A 6,407-nucleotide genomic window follows, 5' to 3' on the forward strand; every position below is an offset into this window, starting at 1 on the left:
AATCAGGTGTTCTTTAATATTACGTAGCGTTGCACTTGGTGTGTTAATCTAAGTTGTTATTAAGCTGCGAAATCTAAAATTTTTAAATCTATTAATAATGGGGAGGAACTTCTGAGGTTGCATCAAAAGGCGCGATACCTGAGTCACTAACTCGATTTAATTGAACATACACCAATTGCAATTGACGCTGCATGTCTTGCAATTGTTTATCTTGTTTTGCAATAACATTATCTAAGCTATCTACGGTAAGCTCTAAATATGCCACATTAGATTGTAGATCAGCGATTTGTTGCTGTAAATTAAGATAGCTATCAGAGCTATTGTATGATGAATTTGTCATGAATTTATATTCTTATAGCTAGGTTGTTAATATTAAAATAGGTTAATAGCTCTACCTTTTTATACTATGTAACAACTTTATAGGGAACAATTGCATTGGCAGGTTATGATTGACTGTCTGCGTGATATACTGTGCACAATTTTAACATGTAACACTTCACAACATTAGTGACTTATTAATCACCAAGTCACTATTACAATAATGGTAATGATACATCTATGGCACTAATTAACTTAAAGAACATTCATCTTGCCTTCGGCGTAGCCCCTATCCTTGATGGAATCGATCTTAGCATTGAAGCTGGAGAGCGCGTTTGTTTAATCGGACGAAATGGAGAAGGAAAATCAACGCTATTTAAACTTATTGATGGCAGAATTGTTCCTGATAGTGGCGAAGTTGTTATTAATAGTAGCGTCAAAGTGGCTATGCTGGAACAAGATGTGCCTGAGACTGACGGTCGCATTTTAGACATCGTTATGGGTGGCGATAAAAAGACGGCAGAGCTACTCATTGCTTACAACCAAAAAGTTGACCAGTGTGCTTCTGGTGATATGGACGCTTGCGAAGCCATGTCCAATCTTCAACATGATATTGATGCGGCACATGGTTGGGACTTAGAACGTGAAGCGCGTCAAATAATTACTACTATGGGGCTTGTTCCTGAGGATGACCTATCTTCTTTATCAGGCGGCCGTAAACGTCGTGTGCTACTTGCCCGCTCTTTAGTCACTAAACCAGATATTTTACTACTTGATGAGCCGACCAACCATTTGGATGTGGCAAGTATCGAATGGTTAGAACAGTTCTTAAAAGATTGGCAAGGTCTTACCTTGCTCTTTGTGACCCATGATAGGGCTTTTGTTGATAAGTTAGCCACTCGTATCATTGAGTTAGACCGTGGCAAATTAACAAGCTATGACGTGACGCAAGGAGCAGGCGGTTATGCACGATATCAAGAGTTAAAAGAGTTACAACTGCAAGCGGAAGAAAAGACCAATGCAGTATTCGATAAGAAGTTAGCACAAGAAGAGGTATGGATTAGACAAGGTATTAAAGCGCGTCGTACTCGTAATGAAGGCCGTGTACGTGACCTTGAAGCCTTACGCCGTGAACGTCAAGCGCGCCGTGAACAAGTTGGCAATGTCAATATTACCATGACCAGTGGCGATAAAAGTGGCAAGCTTGTATGTAAAGTAAATAATTTACATCTTGAGTATGACGGCAATGTTCTAGTCGATGACTTTAGCACTACAGTTATTCGTGGCGATAAAATCGGTATTATTGGTCCAAATGGTGCTGGTAAAACCACGCTCATTAAAGCCATATTAGGCGAGTCAGACGATCAGGTTATCAAAAGAGGCACTGTAACTTTAGGTACCAATCTAAAAATTGCTTTCTTCGATCAGTTACGTGACCAATTAGACCTTGAAGCCAGTGTCGCCCAAAATGTCTCGGAAGGCTCAGACTTCATTGAAGTCGGTGGTAAGAAAACCCATATCATGAGCTACTTACAAGATTTCTTATTTGCACCAGAACGTGCTCGCACGCCTGTCAAAGCTTTATCAGGTGGAGAAAGAAACCGTGTGTTATTAGCAAAACAGCTGCTAAAGCCGGCCAATATTATGGTACTAGATGAGCCAACTAACGACTTGGATATGGCAACGCTTGAATTACTTGAAGAGTCTGTAGCCAGCTTCGATGGCACTATCCTGCTTATAAGCCATGACCGTGCCTTCATGGATAACGTTGTGACATCCACTTGGGTCTTTGACGAAGATGAAAATGGTAATGGCATTGTTAAAGAGTACGTTGGCGGCTATCAAGATTACTTGGTACAGAAGCAGCGCGAAGACAGCTTTCATGCTAAGTCAACTTCTTCAACCAATAAAACAGATGCAACTAAAAAGCCTTCTACCCTTACCGGTTCTAGCTTGTTAACAGATGACAAAGTGCCAACAACCCCTAAGCGCAAACTTAGCTATAATGAACAAAGAGAGCTCAATGAGCTACCTAAGCAAATATCTAAACTTGAGCAAGAACAAGCGCAACTTCAGCAAAAACTTGCTGATGGTACTTGGTTTACCACTGATTTAGAAGCAGCAACTTTAGCAAGTGAACGACTGTCTGAAATTGATGAAGAACTTATGTCTAAGCTTGAGCGCTGGGATATATTGGAAAATTAAGATTCTGTAGCGAGCAGCTGACGCTAAATTTGTGATGACTGACTATGACAGATTTTAATAATAATACAACATCACCACCTAAGCAGGAATCTAAAAAGATTCCTGTTCATACGTCTGTGCAGATTTTTAATCCTCAGTCTCCCTCAGTATCCCATTCTGTTAAATCAGTTGAGTCAGCGCGTAATATTTCTGATAACGCATCAGATAACACCTTAAATAACACCTTAAATAACAGTACAGATAGCTCATTAATATCAGAGCCAAAGCCTGTCGCTATCCCGATTGGTATGCCGACAATTAGTCAAAATCACAAACAAACTTATAAGGCTGAAAAGCAGCCCTTTAAGTTGGCCTTCTTACTGCCACAGTACTGGGGTATTTGGTTATTTCTAGCTATTTTACTACCCTTAATATACTTGCCATTACGTTTCCAATTTTGGATAGGAAAGCAACTTGGTATTTTGTTTTATACAGTCGCTAAGAGTCGACGCAAGGTTACGCTTGTCAACCTAGCACTGGCCTTTCCAGAAAAAATGTCTGAAGATCGTGAGCGTATGGCAAAGCAGGTCTTTGTCAATCAAGGGATTGGGCTATTTGAGACGCTATGTGCTTGGTATCGTCCAGATGTCTTTACGCGTACTGTGTCCATCTCAGGTTTACACCATTTAATTGAAGCGCAAAAAGCAAATAAAGCCGTATTATTATTAGGCGGTCACTACACGATGCTGGATCTTGGAGGTCGATTATTTACTCAGTTTCTGCCTATTGATTGCGTGTATCGTCCTCAGAACAATAAGCTATTAGATTGGTTTATTTATAATGGCCGTCGTCATATTTTTGATGAACAAATTGATCACCGTAATATGAAAAAACTGGTCTCTAGAATGAGGGACGCAAAAATTATTTGGTATTCTCCTGATCAGGATTATGGGTTAAAAAATGGCATTATGGCTCCATTTTTTGGTGTGCCTGCGGCTTCGGTCACTGCGCCTAGACGTTTGGCCCGACTAGGACACAAATCCAATCCACCCGTCGTAATGGCTTTACATACTTATAGACAATCCCCAGATAAGCTTCAACGAGGAAGACGACCGCATTATCATCTTACCATTACTCCCGCACTTAACAATTACCCCACTACTGATGAATTGGCCGATGCCACTCGGGTAAATGAAGTATTAGAAAGTCTAATTCGAATTGATCCGACGCAGTGGATGTGGTTTCACAAACGATATAAGCACAATGAAGCTGGACGGACGGACTACTATAACTAATCTTATAGAACAAAGTTTTTATAACCAAAGGGTTTAGAACTAAAAGGCTTTAGTATTAAAAGGCTTTAAGTATAGAAGATATTAACATAAAAAAAGACAGCGTCAGTGTGGTTTGCTATATAAGCATCCATACACTGACCTGTCTTTTAGTATAATCTTAGCATTTTGAGGTCGCTACTAAATAATCAGCAGCGATACTATATAGTTATCATAAATCTATTAACTCAGTGAGATTAAATGACGTTTAACCATATAGAGTCTTGTTAGATCTCACCTGCTTAAACCACTCTGACTTAAATGAGACTTAATTAAATCACAATGTGTTAAATCACAATGCCTTAAACAACAATAGCACAGCTCACTACGTCATCAACGGTACAATTTTCTAACGTTAACAAATTATGATTGCCATAGGCGACTGAAACATTGCTACCTTCTTGAGTGGTATGACTACTTAGTGCACTGACATCACTAAATAGGTCCGAGCTAAATTGAAGTATGTCTTTATAACCTGCATCATTGTTGAAATCTTTGATGACATCATTACCAGATAATGCATTGAAAATAAAGGTATCCTTGCCAACGCCACCGATTAATGTATCATTTCCTGCACCGCCATTGATTTTATCATCTCCCTCGGCACCATAAACGCGGTCATTACCACCCATTGCCATGATGACATCATCGCCCCGACCTGCGTGTAAGATATCGGCCTTGCTAGTACCGGTGACAGTATCGTTACCTTCACGAGCAAACACAGTTTGACCAATGATAACGTCATTAACTTCACTACCTTCTTTATGGTCTAAAAAATCTTTATCGCCATTGTCAAACCACTTCATAAGAAAACGATTGTCTTGCAGACCAGTGTCAGTAATTTCATAATTATTGATATGACTGGCTATTTCACCGTTGAAGCTGACGGATTCAACGTTATCTGCTTCTACTAAATTAAAGCCATCTTTATCGACAAAGAATAAGGTGTCATCTTGCATCTGATAAACATCCCACTCCTTACCACGTCCTTCGATTCGTACTTCATCAACGCCTGTGTTGCCATCAATGTGATCAACTCCAATACCGGCTTTTATAATGTCATTACCTCGTCCAGCATCGATATAGTCGAAGTTCTTGCCACCTGCAATCTTGTCACCATATTCAGTACCAATTAAAAAGGCCGAGGTGCCAAAGTGGCTTGAACTGGTGGGGGCTGCGTCATCTTCGACCCAAATCATTCCACGGTTGATAGCACTTAAATCAGATACGATAACCGTGCTGTCCTGTTGGGTATCCTCGTAGAATGAAGAATCAATCACTCGAGAAATAGCATCTGTGGTAATACCGTTAATATGTGCATACCATCCTGTTGGAATATTTAAGAATGAAAATGGACTGATATCCCATATTGGAGAAGCATAAACATCGTTGTATAGTACAAAGTTATCCGTTGTACTGCTAAACTCTTTATCTGGATTGCCAAAACCGAAGTCCATAGCTTTAATGGCACTTAAGAAGTCTGGCTCATTGCCGGTAATACGATGCGTTACATCATTTTCATAACCAACATTTAATACCACATCACCATTGTCATAGATTGTCGGCACAGCATGAGCAATATAGTCTGACTCTGTAAAAAATCCGTCTACTAGATTTTCTCTTTCAGCCGCCAGTACGTTGGTAACAGATGCTCCTAAACTATAGCCACTAAAAACCACGTCCGTAGCTTTTAAACCATTATCTAGGGCAAAATCACGTACCATCTCAAGAATAGGTTCATATAGCTCCACCCCTTCGCGACTATTTAGATTTAAATAATCAAGTACATCAGTGATAGCATTGGTACCAGCCACGTTAAAGTTGACGCGAATCAGATCTCCTGCTTCATTATATTGACCAAAAATTTTAGCTTGAGGTCCTGGTAATGCCGTTCCACTATACATACTTGGAATAGAGAAATAACCGGCATTATCGACTCTGTCTGCACTAACGCCAAAATCAGTTGGCGTTAGCTCTTTCCATCCCTCGGGAATACTGACATTGATATCATTGGCAAATAAATCACCCGTAATGGTACCAAGTACATTAAGCGCATCTCCGCCTGGTATAAAATTAAAAAAGTTATACGCATTAGTATATGCAGCCAATTTACTGGTATCTTCTACCAATTTTGAAGCTTCATCGCTTGAATAGTTTTTATAATCGAACATACCCATAAACATGTATCCTTACATAGTGTGGGGAGTGGAGAGACGTAATTAAGGAGTAACGAATTGAAATAATGGAGGATGAAAAAATGACTTTTTTGCAATAGCGTTTTATCCTTAAATACGCTATTGAATTAAAGTATTGTCCAAAAATCTCAGATATGCAACTTAAAAATTTAATTAAGAATACGTAAATAATTATAAATAACTATTTGGAATGAGTTAATTAATCTTTGATTGATCGCTTATGCTATAAATATTTAAGTCGCACTCAGAAAAACAACCAATGTTTGATATACTGTTTCACTAAATTTTTTTGAAACTTATACATCCATAGAAAATAATCATCGTTTAAAAGAGGTTTTAAAAGAGGTTTTAAATTATGCTTTAAACGTAATTATTAACC

Annotated in this window: 5 protein-coding genes; 2 read left to right on the forward strand and 3 right to left on the reverse strand. The window is 39.0% G+C overall.

Annotation, left to right across the window (positions count from 1 at the left end; all coding sequences use genetic code 11):
* Positions 1–91 precede the first annotated feature (91 nt).
* Entirely contained in the window at positions 92–340 is a 249-nt protein-coding gene (locus QZ265_RS09140) for a SlyX family protein (RefSeq protein WP_296405514.1), read from the reverse strand.
* A gap of 218 nt (positions 341–558) precedes the next feature.
* Here QZ265_RS09140 and QZ265_RS09145 point away from each other — a divergent pair, with 218 nt between their 5' ends.
* Positions 559–2,523, forward strand: coding sequence for an ATP-binding cassette domain-containing protein (locus tag QZ265_RS09145; protein ID WP_296405516.1), 1,965 nt, complete (start codon positions 559–561; stop codon positions 2,521–2,523).
* A gap of 287 nt (positions 2,524–2,810) precedes the next feature.
* The gene (locus tag QZ265_RS09150; RefSeq protein WP_296405519.1) at positions 2,811–3,797 is read left to right on the forward strand and encodes a lipid A biosynthesis acyltransferase; all 987 of its coding nucleotides are present in this window, start codon (positions 2,811–2,813) and stop codon (positions 3,795–3,797) included.
* A 270-nt stretch (positions 3,798–4,067) separates the two neighbouring features.
* Here the strand turns inward: QZ265_RS09150 and QZ265_RS10965 are convergent, their stop codons facing one another.
* The gene (locus tag QZ265_RS10965; RefSeq protein ID WP_366513689.1) at positions 4,068–4,154 is read right to left on the reverse strand and encodes a pentapeptide repeat-containing protein; all 87 of its coding nucleotides are present in this window, start codon (positions 4,152–4,154) and stop codon (positions 4,068–4,070) included.
* The gene (locus QZ265_RS09155) at positions 4,136–6,010 is read right to left on the reverse strand and encodes a calcium-binding protein (protein ID WP_296405518.1); all 1,875 of its coding nucleotides are present in this window, start codon (positions 6,008–6,010) and stop codon (positions 4,136–4,138) included. Before QZ265_RS09155 ends, QZ265_RS10965 begins: the two co-directional genes overlap by 19 nt.
* Between the last annotated feature and the right edge of the window lie 397 nt (positions 6,011–6,407).

The sequence above is a fragment of the Psychrobacter sp. genome, from assembly GCF_018260395.1.
Taxonomy (GTDB): domain Bacteria; phylum Pseudomonadota; class Gammaproteobacteria; order Pseudomonadales; family Moraxellaceae; genus Psychrobacter.

Bases quoted from the DNA above. Each gene is read 5' to 3' on its own strand.
- QZ265_RS09140 (WP_296405514.1), bottom strand. From the start codon at position 340: ATGACAAATTCATCATACAATAGCTCTGATAGCTATCTTAATTTACAG.
- QZ265_RS09145 (WP_296405516.1), top strand. From the start codon at position 559: ATGGCACTAATTAACTTAAAGAACATTCATCTTGCCTTCGGCGTAGCC.
- QZ265_RS09150 (WP_296405519.1), top strand. From the start codon at position 2,811: ATGCCGACAATTAGTCAAAATCACAAACAAACTTATAAGGCTGAAAAG.
- QZ265_RS09155 (WP_296405518.1), bottom strand. From the start codon at position 6,010: ATGGGTATGTTCGATTATAAAAACTATTCAAGCGATGAAGCTTCAAAA.